The 23,227-nt window shown below is 54.3% G+C and carries 18 protein-coding genes; 16 read left to right on the top strand and 2 right to left on the bottom strand.

Annotation, left to right across the window (positions count from 1 at the left end):
* Positions 1-129: 129 nt before the first annotated feature.
* Positions 130-753, top strand: coding sequence for a ferritin-like fold-containing protein (locus RW023_RS06175; protein WP_315580372.1), 624 nt, complete (start codon positions 130-132; stop codon positions 751-753).
* A gap of 37 nt (positions 754-790) precedes the next feature.
* Here RW023_RS06175 and RW023_RS06170 read toward each other — a convergent pair whose 3' ends face one another.
* Positions 791-1,015 (bottom strand): DUF3107 domain-containing protein, encoded by a 225-nt coding sequence (locus tag RW023_RS06170; protein ID WP_019127226.1) that lies wholly within the window; start codon positions 1,013-1,015, stop codon positions 791-793.
* A gap of 257 nt (positions 1,016-1,272) precedes the next feature.
* Here RW023_RS06170 and RW023_RS06165 point away from each other — a divergent pair, with 257 nt between their 5' ends.
* The 3 genes from RW023_RS06165 (at position 1,273) to RW023_RS06155 (ending at position 8,787) form a co-directional block, all read left to right on the top strand.
* Positions 1,273-2,103: a DUF5067 domain-containing protein gene (locus RW023_RS06165; RefSeq protein ID WP_315580371.1), complete on the top strand. Its 831-nt coding sequence runs from the start codon at positions 1,273-1,275 to the stop codon at positions 2,101-2,103.
* Between the two features lie 136 nt (positions 2,104-2,239).
* On the top strand, positions 2,240-5,386 hold the full coding sequence (locus tag RW023_RS06160) for a PD-(D/E)XK nuclease family protein (RefSeq protein WP_315580370.1): 3,147 nt from the start codon (positions 2,240-2,242) through the stop codon (positions 5,384-5,386).
* Positions 5,383-8,787 (top strand): ATP-dependent DNA helicase, encoded by a 3,405-nt coding sequence (locus RW023_RS06155; protein ID WP_315580369.1) that lies wholly within the window; start codon positions 5,383-5,385, stop codon positions 8,785-8,787. The genes RW023_RS06160 and RW023_RS06155 overlap by 4 nt, the downstream gene beginning before the upstream one ends.
* A 131-nt stretch (positions 8,788-8,918) precedes the next feature.
* Here RW023_RS06155 and RW023_RS06150 read toward each other — a convergent pair whose 3' ends face one another.
* Positions 8,919-10,148 (bottom strand): phosphotransferase, encoded by a 1,230-nt coding sequence (locus RW023_RS06150; RefSeq protein ID WP_315580368.1) that lies wholly within the window; start codon positions 10,146-10,148, stop codon positions 8,919-8,921.
* Positions 10,149-10,342: 194 nt separating this feature from the next.
* Here RW023_RS06150 and gdhA point away from each other — a divergent pair, with 194 nt between their 5' ends.
* The 12 genes from gdhA (at position 10,343) to smpB (ending at position 23,222) form a co-directional block, all read left to right on the top strand.
* Positions 10,343-11,707 carry an NADP-specific glutamate dehydrogenase gene (gdhA, locus tag RW023_RS06145; protein WP_315580367.1) on the top strand — a complete coding sequence of 455 codons (1,365 nt, stop codon included), beginning with the start codon at positions 10,343-10,345 and terminating at the stop codon, positions 11,705-11,707.
* 182 nt (positions 11,708-11,889) lie between these two features.
* On the top strand, positions 11,890-12,501 hold the full coding sequence (locus tag RW023_RS06140; protein WP_315580366.1) for a class I SAM-dependent methyltransferase: 612 nt from the start codon (positions 11,890-11,892) through the stop codon (positions 12,499-12,501).
* Between the two features lie 118 nt (positions 12,502-12,619).
* Positions 12,620-13,456: an ATP-binding protein gene (locus RW023_RS06135; RefSeq protein WP_315580365.1), complete on the top strand. Its 837-nt coding sequence runs from the start codon at positions 12,620-12,622 to the stop codon at positions 13,454-13,456.
* A complete protein-coding gene (locus RW023_RS06130; protein ID WP_315580364.1) occupies positions 13,453-14,130 on the top strand; it encodes a response regulator transcription factor in 678 nt (225 codons plus the stop codon). Before RW023_RS06135 ends, RW023_RS06130 begins: the two co-directional genes overlap by 4 nt.
* Before the next feature lie 124 nt (positions 14,131-14,254).
* Positions 14,255-15,313 (top strand): ABC transporter substrate-binding protein, encoded by a 1,059-nt coding sequence (locus RW023_RS06125; protein ID WP_315580363.1) that lies wholly within the window; start codon positions 14,255-14,257, stop codon positions 15,311-15,313.
* Positions 15,314-15,451: 138 nt separating this feature from the next.
* Complete coding sequence (locus tag RW023_RS06120; protein ID WP_315580362.1) at positions 15,452-17,221, top strand: iron ABC transporter permease; 1,770 nt, start codon at positions 15,452-15,454, stop codon at positions 17,219-17,221.
* Between the two features lie 21 nt (positions 17,222-17,242).
* Positions 17,243-18,385 carry an ABC transporter ATP-binding protein gene (locus RW023_RS06115; protein ID WP_315580361.1) on the top strand — a complete coding sequence of 381 codons (1,143 nt, stop codon included), beginning with the start codon at positions 17,243-17,245 and terminating at the stop codon, positions 18,383-18,385.
* 156 nt (positions 18,386-18,541) lie between these two features.
* Positions 18,542-19,669, top strand: coding sequence for a peptide chain release factor 2 (gene prfB / locus RW023_RS06110; RefSeq protein WP_315580360.1), 1,128 nt, complete (start codon positions 18,542-18,544; stop codon positions 19,667-19,669).
* A gap of 105 nt (positions 19,670-19,774) precedes the next feature.
* A complete protein-coding gene (gene ftsE, locus RW023_RS06105) occupies positions 19,775-20,464 on the top strand; it encodes a cell division ATP-binding protein FtsE (protein WP_009408207.1) in 690 nt (229 codons plus the stop codon).
* On the top strand, positions 20,464-21,378 hold the full coding sequence (gene ftsX, locus RW023_RS06100; RefSeq protein WP_315580359.1) for a permease-like cell division protein FtsX: 915 nt from the start codon (positions 20,464-20,466) through the stop codon (positions 21,376-21,378). Before ftsE ends, ftsX begins: the two co-directional genes overlap by 1 nt.
* 4 nt (positions 21,379-21,382) lie before the next feature.
* The gene (locus RW023_RS06095) at positions 21,383-22,654 is read left to right on the top strand and encodes a peptidoglycan DD-metalloendopeptidase family protein (RefSeq protein ID WP_315580358.1); all 1,272 of its coding nucleotides are present in this window, start codon (positions 21,383-21,385) and stop codon (positions 22,652-22,654) included.
* Between the two features lie 40 nt (positions 22,655-22,694).
* Positions 22,695-23,222 carry an SsrA-binding protein SmpB gene (gene smpB / locus RW023_RS06090; RefSeq protein WP_009408200.1) on the top strand — a complete coding sequence of 176 codons (528 nt, stop codon included), beginning with the start codon at positions 22,695-22,697 and terminating at the stop codon, positions 23,220-23,222.
* Positions 23,223-23,227 lie beyond the last annotated feature (5 nt).

The following is a 23,227-nucleotide window of genomic DNA, read 5'->3' as shown; positions in this document are numbered from 1 at the left end:
CAAGGGGCGTAGGTGCCCGGGCAAAATATCTCACGTGCGATCGGTCAGCACTGTCATTTGTATTCTACGAGGTTGACGCGGATCGCTCGAGGCGGAACCCGTCACGTTTATCTGATGTAGTGTTAGTGCATGGAACGCACCTATGAACCTGTGCCGGATCGCGACGCTGACGTTGTTGGTCTGATCGCGTATTCGATTTTGGCTGCAATGACACGCTTGGCAAAGGATAGTGACCAGGCGCCGACTTTCGAGGCGAAGGTCGAGCATGCACGCATGGCCACTCGAGTTTTCGATACCTACACCCAGGTTGAAACGTGGTGTCAGCATCGCGGTGTTGACTTAGCTGAGAAAGCTCAGGCTTTTGATGGGCTATATGACGATCTGGATGCCCGTACTCGACCGACGACCTGGTACGAGCGCACGGTGAAAACCTATGTGACTCTGGGGATCTTGGGTGGTTTGCTACGTGAGATCGCGTCGCGTAAAAACCTTTTCGCGGGGGCAAAGTGGGATCTCGAGCAGGGGGAGTGGGAGCGTCAGAATTTGGCTCCGATTTTCGAGGCCGATGAGCAGCTTGCTGCGCGCCTGTCTTTGTGGGCGAGAAGGGTCGCTGGAGAAGTTTTGGGATTGGTGCGTTCAACCCTGTTCATGCACCCTGAGTTATCGGATTCTCCCGAAGATGCAGATGCGATTGCTCAGACTTTGAGTGTTGAGCATGCGCAGCGCATGAAAGGAATCCACCTGCGCGCTTAGACGCAGGTGGATAAGTGCTAGCTTATTCGGCTTGCTTCTAGTGAATTGCAAAGCCGACGCGGTGCGTCTGCGGGGCAGTTACGCGCACGTAGGAAATTGCCTGGGCAGGAATGAGTGTTTTCTCTCCCTTGGTGTCCGTAAGGATCAGGGGAGTCTGCTCGCGTAGGGAATTGGTGACTTGGGCAAAGAGCTCGTCTTCGCTGAGGTCCAGCTCAAGGTCGAGTTCGCGCGGGCTGGCGTTGATACCGATCGTGATGTTCACTGCGACTCCCAGATGTCGTGGATCGAATGGTCTTCTGTGTCCTCATAGTACGTGCAAGCGGGGGAGTGGGCTTGCTATTTCTGCAAGAGCGTAATTGTGGGGGCAGTTGTGAGTTAATGCAGTTTACTGTCCAAATGGTTGAAATGTGGGGTTGTGCTGAAAATCGTGTGAGAAACAGCTGGTATCAGGCGGCTTTAATGTGATATTTTGTGTTCTGTCAGGGGAATTCAAAGTTGAATCTACTCGAAAGGTGAGCGATGTCGCTTCCTCCTCCTTCTTCACAGGGAATGCCCGTTGATGGGGATTCTTCGACTGTTCCTTCTCAAGGGCAATTCGGAGCAGCTGCAGTTAAACCCTTGTCTGCCCTTGCAGTAACAGCACTCGTGTTGGGTATCATTTCTCTCCTTCTGTCTTGGGTTCCGATTCTGAACAATCTAATTTTCATTCTGGCTCTGATTGCTGCGGTCGTGGCAATCGTCGCTGTCGTTCAGACGCGCCCAAATAAGACTCACCGCGGCTCCGGTATGGCAATCACTTCACTGGTGATTTCGATTCTTGCCATTGTTGTTGTTTTTGGAAGCCAGGCTATGTATTCAAAGGCTATTGATGAGGCCTTTGGGACAACTTCTGTAGCACCTTCCGTGAATGCATCCTCCTCTTCAGAGGGCGCTGCTACTCAATCAGCTGAAGCTTCCAAAGCTGGCGAAGACTCGACTGTTGCTCAGCTGAAGAGCGGTAAGGTGACGATCGAAGTGAAAAAGGTCGAGAAGTCAGTAAATGACTACGAAGGCAAGCCGACGGTTGCTGCGACCTTGGTGATCACGAACAATGACACAAGCAATTTGAATCCTTTTGAATACCGCGTCCAGGCGTTCCAGAACAAGGTTGAACTCGATACTGCAGTTTATTTCGATGCAAAGCCTGAAGGATACGAGCCTATGAGTGCGCTTAAAGAACTCCAACCCGGCGGAAGTATGACTGTTGTGAGTGCTTTCGTTCTCAGTGATGAAACTGCTCCAGTTTCCTTGAAGATTGACAGCACTTTCGGCTCCAAGAAGGCATTCGAAAAGGAATACCCGCTTCAGTAAAGGTGAAGCGGTCGCCTTAAGCATGACTGCCAGAGTGTGCCCCTGAAGCCTCCGCTTCGGGGGCACATTTTTCTCAATTTCGCTCTGAAGCCCAAAGTGGTCTCCAAATGCCGGTGGCCTCTGTCAGAATCACTATATGAACAACACACCGGTGCGTATCACGGTCGGCTCTGAATTCTCAGGGCTACCGGAACTCAGCGACCATCAGAGCTTGCTGCTTAAGCAGATTACTGAAGGTGATGCTGTACTTCGCGGTGCACCCGGAAGCGGGAAGACGACTCTTCTTCTTGCTGCTGTTGCTGAACTTGTACGCAACGACCACTCGTTTTTAGTTCTCACTCCGGATCGTTCGCGTGCCGATCAATTATTGCCTGCGGTACAAGCGCTTGCTCCCAATGCGGTACGCCCGGTTCGAACCCCCATTGGGTGGGCCTATTCAATCGTGTCGCAGTGGCGAAATACGCGTGATCAACCGCTGGGTGATGTTGAGCTCCTGACGGGCGCAAGCATGGATCGTATGCTCTCTCAACTGCTAGAAGAAACTGAGATTCGGTGGCCAGAAGAGCTTTCAGATACGATCCGTTCACTTCCGGCATTTCGGATGGAACTACGTGATCTTATTGATACTGCTGCAGAGTCTGGGACCACTGCTGAGCATCTAGAGCAGCTCGGCCGCATTCGCGCAATGAAGCAGTGGGTGAGCCTTGCACCCCTTCTCAGGAAGTGGAACGAACTTCCGCAGCTGGGGGTGGAGTTCCGAGGGACCATGCTGGCGCACGGGGCGCGGCTGGGAAGGCAAGCTGCCCCGCTCCTTGCCGATTGGGATGATCGTGCGCAATCCGCTGGAGTGCGGATTTTCGCCCCGATTCCACAGTATCTTCTGATCGATGACCTACAGGACTGCACTCCCTCGCTGCTGGCGCTACTTCATGTCGCACATCAATTGGGAAGTCGCATCATTGCTTTCTCGAATCCGGATCTCTCAGTAACCTCATACAAGCGTGGTTATGCCCATATGGATCTCGATCTGGCCAGAATCCTCGGCATTCAAATTGAAGATTGCGGGGCTGACTACGTCGGTACTCCTCAGCTTCATGCTTTGACCCTCTCGCTTGCCTCACGCATTACGCAAAGCGGACCCGCCGCAAGAAGAAACGCCCCATTTGCTGGTGACTCTGAAAGACGACTCGGTGAACAAGGGATATTCATCCACAACTGTGCCAGCCTTGCACAGATGGGGGCGGCTCTGGGATATCAGCTGCGCTCCCATTATCTGCGTGACAATATTCCTTGGTCTGAGCAGGTAGTGATTGTTCGCTCGCAATCTCTCATTCAGCAGGCCAGAAGGGCTCTGAAACGTAGCAAAATTCCCCTGGCTGGAGGTCAACAAGCCTTCAATTTTGCGTCTAATTCAATGACCAGTGCCTTGCTGAAAACCTTAATTCCGAATGAAGACAATGGCGTGGGAGTTATCGATCGCTGGCTACGTTCAGATCTGATCTCGATCGATGCTCTGCATGTAAGTTCGCTCCTTCACAACTATGCGTGGGCACATAGCGATCAGAAGCTGGCACAGGGTCGCGTTCAACACCTCAGTACAGATACGATCTCTCGCATTCTTCAGGACCCTTCTCTTGTCTCACAGAACGTGGAAGCGGAACTGCGTAAGCTCCTTAAGGCCTCGACGCTATGGAAAGAAGTAGAAGCCCTCAGCCCTCAAAAAGCACTCTGGGAAGCATGGGCGACGGCAGATGTAGCTGAGGAACTGAGCACACGGGCATTAGCGCACGACTCGGATTCAGATTATTTTGATGACGTCTTAGATTCGGTGATAGCGCTGTTTAGAGTCGCGGATATCTGGCAACAAAGAAATCCGCAGAGAACCGCCGCAGAGTTTGCGCGTGAGCTCCTCGAATCCGATGTACTGACCGACACCATCGCTGCAACCGCATATCGTCACGAAGGAATCCAGGTTCTCACCCCAGAACAGGCGGTTGGGCGGCATTGGGACGTCGTTGCAATTTATGGGCTTCAAGATGGGAGTTGGCCCGATCTTCGGCTTCGACAGCGTCTGCTGCGCGCCGATCTTCTTGGGGAGATCACACGCAGTACGGACCCTGCCCAAGAGGTCATCGATGATCCTCGAATCCAACGTCGGGCAGTTTTAGACGATGAACTTCGGCGACTTCTTGCTGCCGTTTCGCGAACGAATCTGACACTGCACATTGGAGTTGTCTCCAATGAAGATCAAGCACCATCGCAATTTGTTGAACTCGTTGCACAAGGCGCGGGTATGGAAATCCCCGAAGACGGCTTTCCCATTGAAGACGTGCCGCCCGCGTTAGACCTTTCTGGTCACATCTCCAGACTGAGGTATCTTGCCGCGCAGGAGAATGACCCCGAAACAGCTGAGCTTGCCACCCGTCTGCTTGCAATTCTTGCCAGACGCGGAGTCGCCAGCGCAATTCCCAGCAATTGGATTGGAGCCGGAGGAATCAGCTCGGATAGCCCGATCTATGACCAACAGCGTGTCGCCGTGAGCCCCTCCAGTTTTGATAGCGCACGCCAATGTATTCTTCGCTGGTTCTTTGCTTCCAATAGCGGCACTTCGATGCCGACGCAGAGTGCAGCAGATGGAACGTTAATCCACAGCTTGGCCGAGCGCTTCCCATGCGGGCCTCGCAGCGCTGTTATGGATGCGCTCGAAGAAGAGATTTGCGCAATGGGTGTGGATGAAGGACAGGCCGCAAGCAAGATCCACATGGACCACCTTCGAGAGATGGCATCTGCGCTCGGCGAATATCTTGAGCAATCTACTCAAATGGGAAACTGTGCAGATCCGAACGGAAATGTTCAAGTTGAAGTGCCATTCGATGTTCCGATCTCTTCAGTTCACATTCGCGGAAGAATTGACCGAATGGAATTGGATGGCCAAGGCGTTCGGATTATTGATTTCAAGACTGGGAAGAAGGGAAATAAAACCGGCGCGAAAAAGGACCCGGACCACCCGCAGCTCGCTCTCTATCAACTCGCAGTCGAACAACAGGGTTATGAAGTTTTAGGAGCAGAGCTCAAATATCTTGGTTACGGTGATGTCCGGACCATCTCGCAAGACCCCTTAGACCCGGAAACAAAGGCGGATTGGATCAGCCAGCTTGATGAGATCGGGCAGAAAATGAAAGGCCCATCTTTTATTGCAACGCCCTCTGATGAAGCATGCCAATACTGCGAGTTCGCCCGTTCTTGCCCAGCTCGTGAGTCAGGAAAGAGGAGTGTGGAATGAGCATCGATAGTACACAGCTCAGCGTTGATGAAATTCTGCGTTTGGCCACCCCTCGAAGTCGCCAGTATTTCCCCCCGACGGATGAACAGCGTGCCGTCATTGAAGCACCTCTTGAACCGCTGCTTGTCGTTGCGGGAGCGGGCGCAGGGAAGACAACCACCATGTCACAGCGCGTGCTCTACATGGTTGCCCATCATGGAATCGAGCCGGAGCGAATTCTCGGCTTGACCTTTACACGGAAAGCAGCGGGGGAGCTGGGCCTTAAAATGCGACAAGACCTCGGGGTCTTGGCATCAAGTCTTGGCCTTAGCTTCCAGGGCGATCCAACGGCATTGACCTATAACTCTTTTGCCGCTCGAATCCTTGGCGAGTATGGCGCAACAATTGGGGTAGATCCCGACTCGCGCTTGATCGGACAGGCGCAGCAGGTTCAGATCCTTACCGAGATCGTCCAAAACTGGAGGGGAGAATACCCCGAAGAAGATGGACGATACAAACCGACTTCATCAATTGTCGCAGCGGTACTTGCATTAAGCGGTCATATCGCGGAACAAAATATGACTCTTGACCAGGGAACAAAAGCCCTCCGTGCATTTAGCGAAGAGCTGGAAGAAATCGCTCAATCTGCAGGAAAAGATCCAACCGGTTCCCTCAAATCCATGATTACCGTCAATGCCAATAGGATTCTGCTCCTTGATATGGCACGGGTATTCGAAGACTACAAACGCAGTCACGGTCTGATTGATTTTTCAGATCAGCTTCTTCTCGCAACACGAATCGTCACGGAGAATGCTGCAGTTGTCCGCCAGGTGCGCTCCGACTATCAAGCTGTCCTTCTCGACGAATTCCAAGATACATCGGTCATCCAGATGACCTTCCTATCCACCCTTTTTGCAGATCATCCAACTACCGCAGTCGGTGATCCCAGCCAAGCAATTTACGGTTGGAGAGGCGCTTCAGCATCCGCGCTCAGTAACTTCTTGACCGCATTTTCCACCCGGCATGAGGCAAAGCAGCTCACCCTATCTACCGCGTGGAGAAACGACCACGCGATCCTTCAAGCAGCAAATGCGGTTGCTCTTCCACTGCGAGGCCTTCCCAGAATCGGCCAAGAAAACGGCTCGGCAAGCACTTCCATTAAGGTTCCTCAGGTCAAACCTCCAGTTCTTGGGCCAAGGCCTCAAGCGGGAGAAGGGAAAGTCAACGCAAGCTATCCGCTGACCTACCAGGAAGAACTTGAGAATGTCGTCGAATTTATCCGACAGCATCGCATCCAAGACGAAAAAGGGAAGTGGAACACCTGCGCTGTGTTGTGTCGTCGTCGTGCAGATTTTCCTGCGATCGAACGTGCACTCAAAGACGCAGATATCCCGGTTCAAGTTGTTGGTTTAGGGGGCCTCTTAGACCAGCCCTCAGTTAGCGATGTTCGAGCCGCCCTTGAGCTCGCTTCAGATCCGACGAATGCCCCAGCCCTCATGCGCCTCGTCACCGCGATGGATATTGGTGCGGCGGACCTTCTGGTTCTTAACCAATATGCAAAATACCGGGCTCGACAGGGAACACATGCTGAACAGGAACATCCGGATGTTTTCCTTATGGATGCCATCGATCAACTTCCGCCTATGGGATGGCATGCGCCTTCAGGAGGCCCATCATTTACCGCTGTCGCGCATGAACGGCTTTCGATTCTTGCGCGCCGACTTGAAATTATTCGTCAAGGAACCGGCAGACCACTCGATGAGCAAATCGAGCGTGCCATGTCCATCCTTGGGCTCAGAGAAGCCATCATGTCCGACCCCCTGGGCGACGGGGGAATGGAAATGCTCGATGCATTCGTTGATATCGCGGCTGACTACGAAGCACAGGTCGCAGGGGCTGATCTATCCGGATTCCTGACATGGCTGGCGGTCGCAGAGGAGGAAGAAAAAGGACTCCCAATCCCTACCAGCGCCACTCGAGCCGATGCCGTCCAATTGCTGACAATTCACTCTGCAAAGGGACTGGAATGGGATTCGGTCGTGGTCTTTGGCCTCCAAGATTCGCGCTTCCCTAACCACAGTGCCTCTCCAAGAGACTGGAAGCAGGATCCTCCGGGAGCAAAAGAATGGTTTAACTCGCTTTCAGAGTTGCCCTATCCCGTGCGTAGAGATTACTCGGATCTTCCCCAGATCGTCCCCGAAGAGTACGGGGAGATCGGAATAGCAGAATATTTCGATCTGCTTGCATCTGAAGCAACAAGTTCGCGGACCACCGCGATGAGCATCTTCAACAACCACATGCAGGGAAAGTCAGGCAAGGAAACAAATAAAGACAGCATTCACTATCGCCAAGGAATTCACCACGAATGCGAAGAACGGCGTTTGGCTTATGTCGCATGGACTCGAGCGCGACACGATCTGTTCCTGTGCGGTTCTTGGTTTGACTCAGGAAGCCTGAAGCCGCGCGATCCATCCCGGTATCTCATGGAAACAGTAAACGCACTCGATCTAGATGCTCGGCAGATCGCCGCGCGACCTGACGAAGACTGGGAATCTGAGCAGCTTATCGAGGTCGATACTCGACTGCGACAGTATCCAATCCTTCCAGGACGTTCACGCCAACTGGTCATTAAAAGCGCTGCACGCGTTCAAGCTCTCATAGATCAGAGTGAAGGTGACCCAGATGTTGTGGATGCCAGCGGCGACCCCTTGGTTTGCGACACCCAGCTACTGCTTGAAGAACGAGAAAAAACTCTTCATTCGACGCTTGATATTCGCATTGATCGTGTTCGTGCCACCGGGATCTCAGACTTGATTGGGAAGGCAGATACGTGGATTAACAATATCCGCAGGCCTTTGCCCCTTGAACCCCAATCAAGTTCCGTGCTCGGCACGATCTTCCACAAATGGGTTGAAAAAGAACTTCACCTCAGTACCGGTGAGCTGTGGGATGAACCCGTGGAAGGCAGCGAAGCATTGGAAGCTTCTGATCAACAACTGCTTGCTCAGATGCAAGAAAACTTCCATTCGCTAGACCTTGAACAGCTTGAACCCATTGCGATCGAGGAGCCCTTTGCACTTACCCTCGCGGGAATATCTATTCAAGGAAGAATCGACGCGGTGTTTAAAGATGCCAACGGCACATACATCGTCATTGATTGGAAGACATCGCACCTTCCTGGGAAGAACACGCCGCTTTCAACGTGGGAATACTACGCGCGTCAGCTTCAGCTCTACCGCATTGCCTGGGCGCAGCGCGAAGGTCTCTCTCCCAGTGAAGTGCAGGCGCGAGTGTGTTTCCTCAGGGGTCCTATTAGTTACAGCATCGATGACATCGTGACTCAAACCGGTGTGCCCGTCGATCAGCTTGAATCCCAGCTCACTCAGGCGCTCACCGAACTCCAGAAGAAAAATCCCAGCTAACGCTGATGGACAGTGAAGCTAGCACTGACGGACAATGACGGGAGGAACGATTGCCACTGAAGGCCTCCACCTAGCGTCGCTAAGTACCGCGTAGAAAAGAAGAAAATCTGAGAAATAATGCAGAGCCTGATCTACTCGTGAGTAGGCAGGATCACACTCATATCGATGTGCTCAGTCGGCGCTTCGGCCGCTTGCCCAGAGCCACCCTCCAAATCAGCTTGTGACGTATGGGCAGTCAGCCTGACCGGACCGGAGTGAAGACGAGCATGACCTTCGCCCTTGCCGGTGGAGGCAGTGCTTCGAGCTGCTTCGGTAGCGAGCGGGCTCTCGGGAGTAGGCTCAGATGCTCGAGGGGTTGTGTGCTCGCTTTGCGAAGAGGACTCTTTTTCTGAAGTCGAAGAATCGCTTGCAGTCTTCGCAGGCTCTTCCGAGCGCCTGGGAGCACTCTCTCCGACACTTGCCGAGAGCTCTGCCAACATGGCTCGGGCCTCGTCGACGATATCGGAATCCCCACTGTGTAGTCCGTGAACCAACCAACGCACCACGGCCAATTCAGAAAGAAGCTCAGCGCGCGCCAGAAGGTGCAGGTCTTTCTCGGAACGAGTCTGCTGGTAGGCCTCGTGGAAGCGCTCTAAAAACTCATCTGAAGCACGCGCAAATACCCATGCAATATCGACGGCAGGGTCGCCAACGTGTGCGGATGAAAAACCCGTCAGGGCACAGACCCGACCGTGGTCGATGTGAATTGAAGTTTCGGAAAGATCGCCGTGAATGGGGGAGGGCAGGAAACGCCACAGAGACAAATTCTCCAGCGACTCTTCCCAGCGATCCCACAAATTCGCGGGAATGACGACTTCCTGCGCGGCCTCGTCCAAAACCGCTTGATGACGGTCACGGCACTCAATTGCCGAATAAGCCGGAAGATTGACGCCGGTATAGATCAGTTCGGGAAGATTGTGTAGCGAGGCCAATGCATTTCCCAAAGATGCAGGAAGCAAGTGTGGGTCGTCGAAATCCGAGGTTTCCATGACGTGCCCACCCAGATCACGGTGGACCATGACTCGATCACCCTCTGGAGTGCGGGTGAAACCGGCGGGACGCGGCACCTCAAAGGGAATCTTCGAGAAATCGTGAGCCTTCCCCAAACGCTCCAAAACCGCGTTCTGTGCCTCCATGTCCAGTCCGCCGACAGTGTCGTGTGGGCAGACGACCATCCAACGGTCGCCAGAAGTGTCAATGAGTCCGGTGACTGAAAGGACCTCATCGCTGAACTGCGGGGGACGCAGCCCGGCTACTTCGAGCCGAGGAACCGCAACTGTTGCAAGGGCAGCAAGTTCATAGGGAGTCTTAGATCGAGTCACGTTTAGACCTTAATGCGCTGGGCGAACACAGCGGGGCAGGCGCATCGAGAGAAAACAAAATTGCCGTCAGCTACACCGAATATGTGAGCATCTGCTGCGGCTACTGCATGCCTGTGATCAGGGCGTGCGCAATGCAGAGTCCATATGTTGGAAAAGAAAAGGTAAATAAACCGGAGCAGTGCCATGATCAAGACATGAGTGAAAAATTCGATACATCCCAGCTTCCCCGCGAACTCGCATCGGTCTTCGATGAATTGGTAGCGCGCGACCCCCACCAAGGTGAATTCCACCAGGCAGTCTTCGAGGTTCTCTCGACACTGACTCCTCTGGTTGCACGCAAGCCCGAATACCAGGATCTGGCGATTTTCGAGCGAATTGTCGAGCCTGAACGCCAACTTATGTTCCGTGTTCCCTGGAGTGATGATCAGGGACGCATTCACGTCAATCGTGGCTTCCGCGTTCAATTCAATTCCGCGCTTGGCCCCTACAAGGGTGGCCTGCGTTTCCACCCCTCGGTGAACTTGTCGATCATCAAATTCCTTGGCTTTGAGCAGATTTTCAAGAACTCTCTGACTGGCCTGCCCATGGGAGGCGCGAAGGGCGGTGCAAACTTCAACCCCAAGGGTAAGTCTGACGCCGAAATCATGCGATTTTGCCAGTCGTTCATGACTGAACTTCAGCGTCATATTGGTCCCAACGTAGATGTTCCCGCCGGTGATATTGGCGTGGGTGGCCGCGAAATCGGTTACCTTTTCGGCCAGTACCGTCGCATTCGCAATAGCTTTGATGCCGGTGTTCTCACAGGCAAGGGCCTGACCTGGGGCGGCTCCTTTGCTCGCACCGAAGCCACCGGTTATGGCTTGGTTTACTTCGCACAGGAAATGCTTCGTGCTCGCGGAGATTCTTTTGAGGGCAAGCGCGTTGTTGTTTCTGGTTCCGGAAATGTGGCGATTTATGCGACTGAAAAGGCTCAGCAACTGGGTGCGAAGGTCGTTGCGGTTTCCGACTCTTCAGGTTTTGTTATTGATGAAGAGGGAATTGACGTCGATCTGCTGAAGGATGTCAAGGAAGTTCGCCGCGGTCGCGTCAGCGACTATGCCGCCGAGTGTCCCAGTGCTCACTTCTTCTCAGAAGGCTCGATTTGGGAGGTCCCTTGTGACGTTGCTCTTCCCTGTGCTACCCAGAACGAGCTTGGTCTTGAAGGTGTCGAGGCCTTGATTCATAACGGTGTGCAGATGGTTGCGGAGGGTGCGAACATGCCCACCACTCCCGAGGCCATTGATGAGCTGCGCCGCGCCGGTGTCCTTTACGCACCGGGTAAGGCCTCGAATGCCGGTGGTGTGGCCACCTCGGGACTCGAGATGCAGCAGAACTCGGGTCGTACGCAGTGGCCTTTCGAAGAGACCGACGCAAAGCTTCATCAGATCATGATTGGCATTCACGAGAACTGCCTTGCAACTGCTGACGAGTATGGTGTTCCCGGCGATTACGTTGCAGGTGCAAACCTTGCTGGCTTCATCAAGGTTGCCGACGCGATGGTTGCTCAGGGCCTGATCTAATTCACAGGCTGTTTAAGGGGGCTTCACGCCGGTGGGCGTGAAGCCCCCTTCTGTTATAGGCGGGGGGAGCGCGCTCAATGAAACAGAGCAGTTTCCTTTGCGCCTAGTGTGAAATGTAGGACGCGCGTAGCATTTTCGATATCGCAATGAAGCGCGGGCAATGGGTATGCGGAGGTTCAGTGATGTTCTGGGATCGGGTTGCGCCCCTTTATGACTTCTTCGAAAACACATTTAATCGTGCCGTGTACGACGGAACAGGCGTCGCAGTCGCTCAGCTGCTTGGCCCCGAAGACGAGGTCCTTGAATGCGCCTGCGGAACCGGTGCGATCAGTACCTTCCTTGCACCAATATGCAAGAGACTGGTCGCTACCGACTTATCTGAGGGAATGCTGAAACAAGCGCGGAAGAAACTTGCGAAATATCGCAACGTCATGGTCGAAACAGCGGACATCACAAAGTTGCATTACGCGGATGATTCCTTCGACATCGTCGTGGCAGGTAATGTCATCCATCTGCTTCCCGATCCTGGTGCTGTCATGCGGGAACTTGAACGAGTCGCCCGCCCCGGAGGCATCATCGTCGTCCCGACTTACGTCAAGCGTCGGCCAAGCAAACAAGGAATAATCCCAAAGATCCTTGCGAAGCTCGGTGCTGACTTCAAGGAACAATTCGATGTGGACTCCTATCGAGCTTTCTTCGAGAAGTTGGGATATCGCAACGTTACCTACACCGTTATTGAGGGCCGTATTCCTTGTGTGATCGCTTCTTTTATCTGCGCCAAGGCGTTCCGTTAGCGATCACTTGCTGAGTGCCGAGGCCTTGGAACGCCGCGTTCCTTGCTCACTTTTCCCCTCGCCTTTCTTGGCTAGGTGGGGATATCGTTGAGAGTGCAATGGAAAGGTGTGCAGGACAATGCAATCAGTTGCCATAGTTGCTATCGCAGTGTCGTGGCTCCTTGCTGCTCTTGCGATTGTCTTTTCTCTTCGAATGCGCCGAGATATTCAGCGCCTGCGTGCAGAAAAAGAACAACTACGTAAACTTCACCAGGACTACATGGCCGGCCCAGCGGTTCTCTCCCACGAATTACGCACTCCATTAACTGTTGTCAGGGGAGCGGCAGAACTTCTTGCTGATGGTTCGGCTGGCCCCATGAATGAGGTGCAAATGAAGTTTGCGAAGACCATTGCCGAAAATGCGAACCAGGTCGTCGAAATGGCTGATGATCTTCTGGCCGAAGTGCGCCTGGAATCTGATTTGTTCAATCTTCGTCTTCAACGCGTTGAAATGCGCGAACTGGTGCGTAGAAATGTCGCGCAGATGCGTCGTTTCCATTCCTCACCTATCCGTTTGGAAAATCACGGTGCGCCCATCTATATGTCATTGGATCCGCGCTTGATGGGGCAGGCGATCGCCAATGTTATTAATAATGCAGCCCGTCATGCGGGCGATGACGTTTCGATCGTCGTGACAGTACAAGCTTTTGACGAAGACGTCACCATTTCTATCGTTGATGACGGTCGCGGAATGACCCAGGAAGAAAAAGAGCGTCTTTTCATCCCATTCGATACTGGAGGATCGCTACGACCGGGAACGGGCTTAGGGATGATGCTGACGCAAAAGATTCTGAAACTTCACGGTGGCACGATCTTGGTTGATACGGTTTCCTCCAAAGGGACAACCTTCTATCTGACTATTCCGCGTACCATACGAAGTGTCGATCGATCACTCCTTCCTGAGGAGGCCAGGTGAGCGCGAAGGCTTTAGTTGTTGATGATGAGCCCCAGATCCTCATGATTATCAAATTTGCCCTTGAAACCGCGGGAATAACTGTAGAAACTGCAAGCGATGGGGCGAAGGCTTGGGAGAAATTCGCTACTCGCTACTACGACCTGGTCATTCTTGACCTGATGATTCCCGTGATCTCAGGGATTTCGCTTGCTCAAAGAATTCGAGCGATGAGTGATGTTCCGATCATCATGATTACGGCGCTTTCTGAAGAATCCGATCGCATTAAGGGACTCGAAAGCGGTGCGGACGACTACATTACGAAACCTTTTAGCCCAAAGGAAATGACTCTTCGCGCTCAGGCTCTTTTGCGCCGAAGTAAGAAGGATCCCGACGATGTTGTCTCCAACGGTCCTTTGCGTATCGATCGACGTGACCGGAAAGTCTACGTCGACGGTGTGCCGGTGGAGTTGTCCTCGACAGAACGACGGTTCTTGGATTTTCTTGCTTCGCATATCGGGGAGCCTGTGAGCTACCGCGAGCTTCTCAACTCTGTTTGGGAAACGCAGGATAGCTCTGGCGGGAAAGACATGATCAAGATGACCGCTTATCGTTTGCGAGGCGCTCTTGGGGATCGTGGGGGAGAGCTGATCCAATCGGTTCGCTCGGTTGGGTACACGATGCCGGATCTTCGGTAACAGATCAGTTACCGCTCGTTACTAAGGGCGCTCATTTCGTGTTCTGTTTCACGTAAGAATGAAACCAAGAGCGCACGAGCATAGTGACAGCCCCGTGCAAACCCTCGATTCAAAGGAGAATCCGATGAAGAAGAGCTTCATCTCCCTTGCAGCATTCAGCGCGGCGGGTGCACTAGCACTTTCCGGGTGCGTTGTGAATGACTCAGCATCCTCAGGTAGCAGCGAAAGCGGATCTTCGGATTCCATTACCGTTGCTTGCGGTGCAATGGAAGACCTCTGCCAGAAGTGGACAGAGACCTTCTCTCAACAGACCGGAATCAAGGCAACATACGTTCGCCTTTCCTCCGGTGAGACCGTTGCTCGTCTGGACTCTGCGAAGGACAACCCAGAGTTTGATGTTTGGCATGGTGGTCCGGTTGACGGCTACGGTGCAGCTGCAGAAAAGGGCCTGATCGAGGCCTACGATTCGCCCACCGCTAAGGAAATCCCGGATAAGTACAAGGACCCGAACCACTACTGGACCGGTGTCTACGTCGGTGTTCTGGGATTCTGCTCGAACCAGAAGGTGCTTGATGAAAAGGGCCTCCAGGTTCCTCAGTCTTGGGATGACCTTCTCAAGCCTGAACTCAAGGGCCAGATTTCCACGGCACACCCCTCGACCTCAGGAACTGCGTTCACGACACTGTGGACCCAGGTTGTTCTCCGCGGTAGCGAGGATGCTGGTCTCGACTACATGAAGAAGATGCACGCAAATGTCCTGCAGTACACCAAGTCCGGTACTGCCCCCGGCCAGATCGCGGGACGCGGCGAGGTCGCAGTGGGCCTGGTCTTCTCTCACGACTGTGTGAAGTACCGCGATGAGGGTATGAAGGACCTCGTTGTTTCCTTCCCCAAGGAAGGTACCGGTTACGAGATCGGTGGCGTGGCTTTGGTGAAGAACTCGAAGCACTCCGAGGCCGCCAAGAAGTACATCGACTGGGCAATCTCGGCTGACGCTCAGAACCTTGGCCAGACCGTTGGATCGAACCAGATTCTGACCAACCCGAATGCCAAGACCAACGACAAGATGGCCAAGCTCGATGAGATCAACCTGATCGATTACGACTTCGCTGCAGCAGCGGCCGCAAAGCCCGAGCTGACCAAGCGTTTCGATGAAGAGGTTGCCGCACAGCCGCGCCAGTAGTGGTGCATAGGGAGGGGATGGTTCTTTCCATGTCCCTGTTCCATCCCCTCCCTCTTTCTTCGCGTGTCCACTGAAGGACATGCGCATCAACAGGGACTTTTCCGCGTTACGCGGGTACTTGGAGAGATCGGATAGTCAATGTCAGTGGAGACAGTTGCGCCACCACGCACCCAAGGGGCGCAAACCCCGCAGGCGCAAGCCGTGGCCTCGGGAAAGAAAAAACGAACGAAGGTGCGTCGCGACCCTGTGACGGTTGCGATCGTTGCGATCATTACAGCGGTTCTCTTCCTTCTGGTCTTGCTGCCGCTGGTCACGATCTTGGCGCGAGCCTTCTCAACTGATGGCCTGAAGGTTTTGACCTCCTTCGCCAGCTCGACAACGAACCGAACGATTGCGCTGAACACGGTCGTTCTGGGCCTGGTTGTTGGCTTGATCGGCACTCTTGCTGGTTTCTTCTTCGCCTACGTGCAAGCGCGAGTCGATATCCCGGGTAAGAAGATCCTTCACCTGATCTGCATGATCCCGATCGTTTCGCCGCCTTTCGCTGTGGCAACGTCGGTCATCACCCTGTTTGGTCGTAACGGCCTGATCTCGACGCAGGTTCTGGGACAACAGTGGAATATTTATGGCCTCTCAGGTCTGACCCTGGTTTTGTCTCTTTCCTTCTTCCCCGTCGCATACATGAATATGCTCGGAATGCTCAAGAACCTTGACCCGGCGATGGAAGAGGCCGCCGCTTCCTTGGGTGCGTCATCGTGGACAATTTTCCGTACCGTCACGCTTCCGATGCTTGTCCCCGGTTTTGCCGCTTCCTTCCTTCTTCTTTTCGTCGAGGCCATCGCTGACCTAGCGAACCCGCTGGTCATCGGCGGCGACTTCACCGTGCTGGCCTCGCGCGCGTACATCGCTGTTAACGGCGAATACAACACGGCTGCAGGCTCGGCATACTCATTGATCCTTCTGGTTCCTGCGCTACTTGTCTTCCTTCTACAGCGCTACTGGTCAGGACGCTCCTCAACGGTTACCGTGACGGGCAAGCCGACCGGCAAGGTCCGTATGGTTCGCTCAATGAAGGCGCGCATCCCACTGGGAATTGCAACCTTGCTGCTGGCAGCTTTTGTTGTCACCATCTACGCAACGGTTATTGTCGGAGCCTTCGTCTCGATCTTGGGTGTGGACAACACCTTCACTCTGAAGAACTTCAAGTATGTGCTCTCGGGCATCGGCAATGATGCCATCATCGACACGACCATCTTGGCTCTGATCGCAACGCCCATCGCTGGCATCTTGGGCATGGTTGTTGCATGGCTGGTGGTCGTGCGTCTCAAGGCCTCGGCCGGCTTCATGGACTTCCTGGGCATGCTCGGCCTGTCTGTTCCCGGTACGGTTCTGGGTATTGGTTACCTCATCACCTATAACAAGCCGATCATTGTCGGCGGAAAACTGATGCTGATGCCCGCGCTCGCGGGTGGTTCCGCGGTCTTTGGTGGTGCCCTGGCGATCATTATGGTTTACGTTGCGCGTTCGATGCCCTCGGGCCAGCGTTCCGGTATTGCCTCTCTCCACCAGGTCGACCATTCGATTGACGAGGCCTCGACCTCCTTGGGTGCATCGGGCTTGTATACCTTTATGAAGGTGACGCTTCCTCTGATTCGTCCGGCATTCATCGCTGGCTTGACCTATGCATTCGCGCGATCCATGACGACGCTGTCGCCGATCATTTTCATCACGACTCCTAAGACGAAGATCATGACCTCTCAGATTCTTGCTGAGGTTGATGCGGGCCGTTTCGGTAACGCTTTTGCCTTCTGCACGATCTTGATCGTCATCGTGATGGCTGTTATCGGCCTAACAAATGTTCTTGTTCGAGATAAATCTGTCACCGCCACCAATGGCGCGGGCATGTAATTGTTGACAAAGGAAAGACCCATGTCGAATACGAATGACACCAATGCTCCCGGCCGCCTGTCCCTGGTGGAGCTGACCAAGACCTTCTCGAACACCGCTTCCGAGGTCACCGCGGTTGATCACATCAACCTGGATATTCACCCCGGTGAATTCATTACCCTTCTGGGCCCCTCGGGTTGTGGCAAGACCACGACCCTGCGTATGATCGCGGGCTTCGAAGATGCGACTTCGGGCCAGGTCATGCTCGATGGAGAAAACATGGTGGTTGTTCCGCCGAACAAGCGCCCCATGTCCATGGTGTTCCAGTCCTATGCGTTGTTCCCTCACCTGAGTGTGCGTGAGAACGTGGCGTACGGCCTTCACCTGCGTAAGAAGAGCGCAGCGGAAATTAAGGAAGAGGTTGATATCGCACTTGCGGCAATGAACCTGACCGCGATGGCGGATCGCGCTCCTTCCCAACTTTCCGGTGGCCAGCAGCAGCGTGTTGCATTGGCCCGAGCGATGGTTGTGCGTCCGAAGGTTCTGCTCTTCGATGAGCCTTTGTCGAACTTGGATGCGAAGCTGCGTGTGAAGATGCGCGTGGAGATTCGTCGGATGCAAAAGCGTCTGGGAATTTCTTCCGTGTACGTGACTCACGATCAGTCCGAAGCGATGGCGATGTCCGACCGCATTGTCGTGATGAATGCAGGACGAATCGAACAGGTGGATACCCCCGAGGAAATCTACCTGCACCCGGCTAGCGTTTTTGTTGCTGACTTCGTTGGTCGCGCGAACTTTGTTCCCGCAAAGGCCAGTGAGGTCGGCGAGGATGGCAAGGTTCAGATTGAGGCTCTGGGCCAGCAGCTCAACGTCCATGCTTCAGAGAGTGCAAAGGAAGCGGTTCGTTCGGGCGATGACCTGGTTGTTCTGGTTCGTCCTGAATCCATGCGTATCTCTGCAACCGATGAAAAGCCTGCGACACTGACCGGTTCGCTGGGCCAAGTTGTCACCTCGATCTTCTACGGTGAAACCGTTGAGTACGAGATCGAGACCGAGTTCGGTTCGCTCGTGTGTGTGGTCTCCGACCCGCGTGCAGAGGACCTTCTTGAAGAAGGGCAGTATGTGCGCCTGGGAATCGAGGCCGAAAAGGCGTGGCTCTTGCCTTCTGGCCAGCTGGCCTCCTGAACTGCTGGAGGCAATCGTCTGAATGCAGGCGGAAGCACTGTAGAGGCGTTCATACAATGAAATAACGGCACGGCCCGGGGCCGGGTGAGGGGAGTGATTGTCCCTCACCCGGCCCCGGCCTCGTCAATAATTAGATGAATCGGCTACCCTTTAGACGTGGCCATTGAGTTTTCTGAAGAGATCCAGTCCTTGCGTACGACGATGGAAAATATTTCCGCCGTTGTACAGCCCGAGCGTCTTCGCGCTCAAATCGCGGAGCTGTCGCAGAAGGCAGCTGCTCCTGACCTGTGGGATGACCCCGCGCATGCACAGGAAGTGACTTCACAGCTATCGCACCGCCAGAGCGAGCTCGATCGTGTTCTGGCAATGGAAGAGCGCATTGACGACCTCGAGGCGATTGTCGACATGGCCCGTGAGACCGCTGAGAGCGATCCCGCGGACGCGGAAGATATTTTTGCCGAGGCCGAATCTGACCTTGCCGCATTGAAGGACGACATGTCCGCCCTTGAGATCCGCACTCTCCTTGACGGTGAATACGACGAGCGCAACGCAGTCATTACCATCCGAAGCGGCGCTGGCGGCGTGGATGCTGCAGATTTCGCTGAGATTCTGCTGCGCATGTACTTGCGTTGGGCAGAGCGCCACGGCTATCCGACGAAGGTTATGGATACGTCCTACGCAGAAGAAGCTGGCCTGAAGTCCGCAACCTTTGAGGTCCAAGCTCCGTACGCCTATGGCACCCTGTCGGTCGAGGCCGGCACCCACCGCCTCGTGCGTATCAGCCCCTTCGATAACCAGGGGCGTCGTCAGACCTCTTTCGCCGCTGTTGAGGTTATTCCTCTGATCGAGTCGACGGACCACATTGAGATTCCCGAATCTGAACTGAAGGTCGATGTCTTCCGTTCCTCCGGTCCCGGTGGTCAGTCGGTGAATACGACGGACTCCGCCGTTCGAATGACACACATTCCGACGGGTATTGTCGTTTCGATGCAGGATGAAAAGTCGCAGATTCAAAACCGTGCGGCTGCTCTTCGAGTTCTGCAATCTCGCCTTCTTGTGCTGCGTCACGAGGAAGAGCAGGCGAAGAAGAAGGAGCTCGCGGGTGATGTGAAGGCCTCGTGGGGGGACCAGATGCGCTCTTACGTCTTGCAGCCCTACCAGATGGTGAAGGACCTGCGTACCGAATACGAATCGGGCAATCCTCAGAACGTCTTCGATGGTGATATCGACGGCTTTATCAACGCCGGAATTCGTTGGCGTAAGAACCAACAGAATCAAGACTGATGCGAAAAGCCCGGGCCTAGCCCGGGCTTTTGCGCGTGTCGCCTAAGTTTTGAGGCCCGAGCTGCATAGGGTAAAAGGGACCATAACCCCAATCAGAGACGGCTCATGATTCGATTTGATCACGTGACCATGGTGTATCAGCCTGGTGCGCGTCCGGCATTAGATGATGTTTCCCTTGAAGTGAAGCGTGGAGAGTTCGTTTTCCTCGTGGGAAAGTCCGGTTCCGGTAAGTCCACCTTCCTTCAGCTCACCATGAGGGAAATCCGTGCGACGTCGGGAAAGGTGTGGGTTCTTGGCCATGACGTGGGTAAACTCTCGCGTTGGTCGGTTCCTAAGCTTCGACGCCAGGTCGGGACCGTGTTCCAGGACTTCCGTTTGCTGCCTTCAAAGACCGTGTATGAGAACGTTGCTTTGGCGATGGAGGTCATTGGTAAGCCTCGCCATGCTATTGAAACCCAGGTTCCCGATGTTCTGGAACTGGTCGGTTTGGCAGGTAAAGAAAAGCGTCTTCCCCATGAGCTTTCCGGCGGTGAAGAACAGCGTGTGGCAATTGCGCGCGCGATGGTGAACCGTCCCGAGTTGCTTCTTGCAGACGAGCCAACCGGTAACTTGGACCCAGATACCTCGCTTGGAATTATGCGTTTGCTGGATCGTATTAACCGCAATGGGACCACGGTTGTTATGGCAACGCACGACGCTGCAATCGTGAACCAGATGCGTATGCGCGTCATTGAATTGCACGATGGAACGGTTGCTCGCGATCAGAACAGCGGCGTGTATGGGGCGGTGAAGTAATGAAGTTACGTTTTATTCTTTCGGAAGTTGGCAAGGGGCTGTCGCGAAACCGTGCGATGTCTATTGCCGTGGTGATCGTGACCTTCGTGTCCCTGCTCTTTGTGGGTATCGCTGGCCTTTCGCAGATGCAGGTCTCACGTATGAAGAGCCAGTGGTACGACAAGATCGAAGTATCGATCTACATGTGTGCCAACAACGACCAGACTCCGAGCTGCAATAACCAAGAGGCAACGGAAACACAGATTGCGGCGGTCCGCGATAAGCTCCGTTCTGCAGAGCTGGCTCCCTACGTGAAGGACGTCTACGAAGAATCGAAGGCTGAGGCCTTTAAGAACTTCGTGAAGATCTACGGTAATTCTCCGCTGGGGCAGTGGACGACCGAGGACATGATGCAGGTGTCTTTCCGCGTCAAGCTGGTCAATCCCGAGCAATTCAGTATTATTCGCGACGAATTCACCGGTTCAGCTGGTGTATCCGTTGTGAAGGATCAGCGTGAGATTGTTGAGCCCCTGTTCCAGGTTTTGGGTAAGGCCCGAGGCCTGTCGCTGGGCTTGGCGGGCGTGATGATCGTTGCTGCGGTCTTGCTCATTACGACCACTATTCGTCTGTCCGCGATGAGTCGTGAACGCGAAACCTCCATCATGCGATTGGTTGGTGCCTCGAATCTGTTTATTCAAGCTCCCTTCATGATTGAGGGCGCGATCGCTGCGGTAGTCGGTGCTCTCTTGGCAGTGGGAACGCTGTTCGTCGGTGTCCACGTCCTGGTCAATCAGTGGCTTGCGCAGGCCTTCCGTTGGACGAACTTTATTGGCATGCGTGAGGTGTGGATCATGTCGCCGATCCTCATCATTGCTGCGGTGCTCCTTGCGCTGTCGGCATCCGCATTCTCACTCGCGAAGTACACGAAGATCTGATCCTATGGCAAAGACGCGTTCTCACGGTTTTTCAACGGGACTGACCAGTGCGGTCGCGCTGCTTGTTGTTGCAGCGCCCCTAGCTCTGGTACCACCCGCTTTTGCGGATGAAGATCGTGATCGCGTTGCTCAGGCTCAGCGTGAGTCCGCGCAGCACGTGCAAGAGCTTCGCAACAACCTTGAGGGTTTGGATGCTTCGCTCGCCCAGGTTTACTTAGACCTCGAAACTGCGAATGCTCAGATCCCCGTTGCTCAGGCTGAGCTAGACACTGCTAATGAACGCTACGAGGGCGCTAAACGCGAGCACGACGTTGCGCAGGCACAACTGGATGCAGCTCAGGCCGAGGTTGCTCGTCTCAACACAGCGATGGAGAAAGCGCGCAAACAGCAAGAGGAATCTCAAAAAGCTGTGGGTGCATTGGCGCGCGAGATGTACCAGTCTGGGGGAGTGAGCTCGCCCCTTCTGATCGCACTGTCGTCTTCGGGAACCGAGGAAATTGCTGATCGTGCAGCTGCAGCGGATGCGATGACACGCGCACAAGACAGTGCACTCAGCCAAGCAATGGATATGCAGGCAGCGACGCGCAACCAGCAGAGCAGGCAAGACGCCGTCACTTCGCGAATTTCCTCTCTGGAGGAGAAAGCGCGCAAGGCCTCGGAAGAAGCAGAGAGCGCAAAGAACACTGCGGAAACAAAGCTGCGCGAACTCGACGAACTGAAGAAGACCTCGGAAGAAAAGCGCGCCCAGTGGGATGCACAGAAGGCTCAGGCCGAAGAACAGCTCGGTCAGTGGCAGCGTGAATACCAAGATGCGACCTCAAAGCTCGCCGCGATCGATGAAGAAAATCGCCGCCAGAATATGCGCTACACGTCTTCGTCGAACTTCTCGAGCCCCCTTCCGGTTCCGCTGGTCGTGACCTCTCCCTTTGGATGGCGCCTCCACCCGGTTTTGGGAATCTCGCGCTATCACAACGGAACAGACTTCGCGGCGGACTGCGGAACTGAAATTTACCCGGTCGCCGAGGGAGTTGTCACTGCGGTGACGTATGAAACTGCTGGTGGGAACGTTGTCTACGTGAACCATGGGATGATGAATGGCGCGTCCATGTCGACTGCGTATGTTCATATGCAGTCAACGAACGTCCATGTAGGTCAGCAGGTTGGGCGTGACACTGTTTTGGGTTGGGTTGGAGCGACCGGCTACGCCACTGGCTGTCACTTGCACCTGTCCGTTATGCGCAATGGTGCTGATGTTGAACCTCTGGATTACTTGTAGGACAATAGTTCTTCTGTAATTTCTCACTGAGGGGGTGCTTATGCCGAAGGAATGGAAGAAACCAAAGCCTACCGAATCCGAGAAGCGTAAGGCCGCCTCGGATGCGAAGAAGACAATTGCGCGCAACAAGAAGGCTCGCCACGACTATCTCATTGAAGATACGTGGGAGGCCGGCATGGTGCTTTCGGGTACCGAAGTGAAAGCCCTGCGTATGGGGCGTGCGTCGCTTGTCGATGCGTGGGTAGAGATTAAGAACGGCGAGGCTTGGCTGTACGGGGCGAATATCCCCATGTATGCGCAGGGTTCGTGGACCAATCACGCGCCGACACGAAAGAGGAAGCTTTTACTGCATAGCAGTCAGATTTCCACTCTGGCCGATAAGTCTTCTGCCAAGGGGTACACGATTGTTCCCCTTGAGCTGTACTTCATCGGCGGCCGCGCAAAGGTCGAGATTGCCCTTGCTCGCGGTAAACAAGAGTGGGATAAACGTCAGGCCCTGCGCGAAAAACAGGACCAGCGTGAGGCAGAGCGCGCGATGCGTCGCTATGTCAAACAAGCGCGTCGCTGAGAGCG

The organism is uncultured Actinomyces sp., assembly GCF_963542285.1.
Taxonomy (GTDB): Bacteria; Actinomycetota; Actinomycetes; order Actinomycetales; family Actinomycetaceae; genus Pauljensenia.
This window is presented reverse-complemented; position numbering and strand designations above follow the sequence as displayed.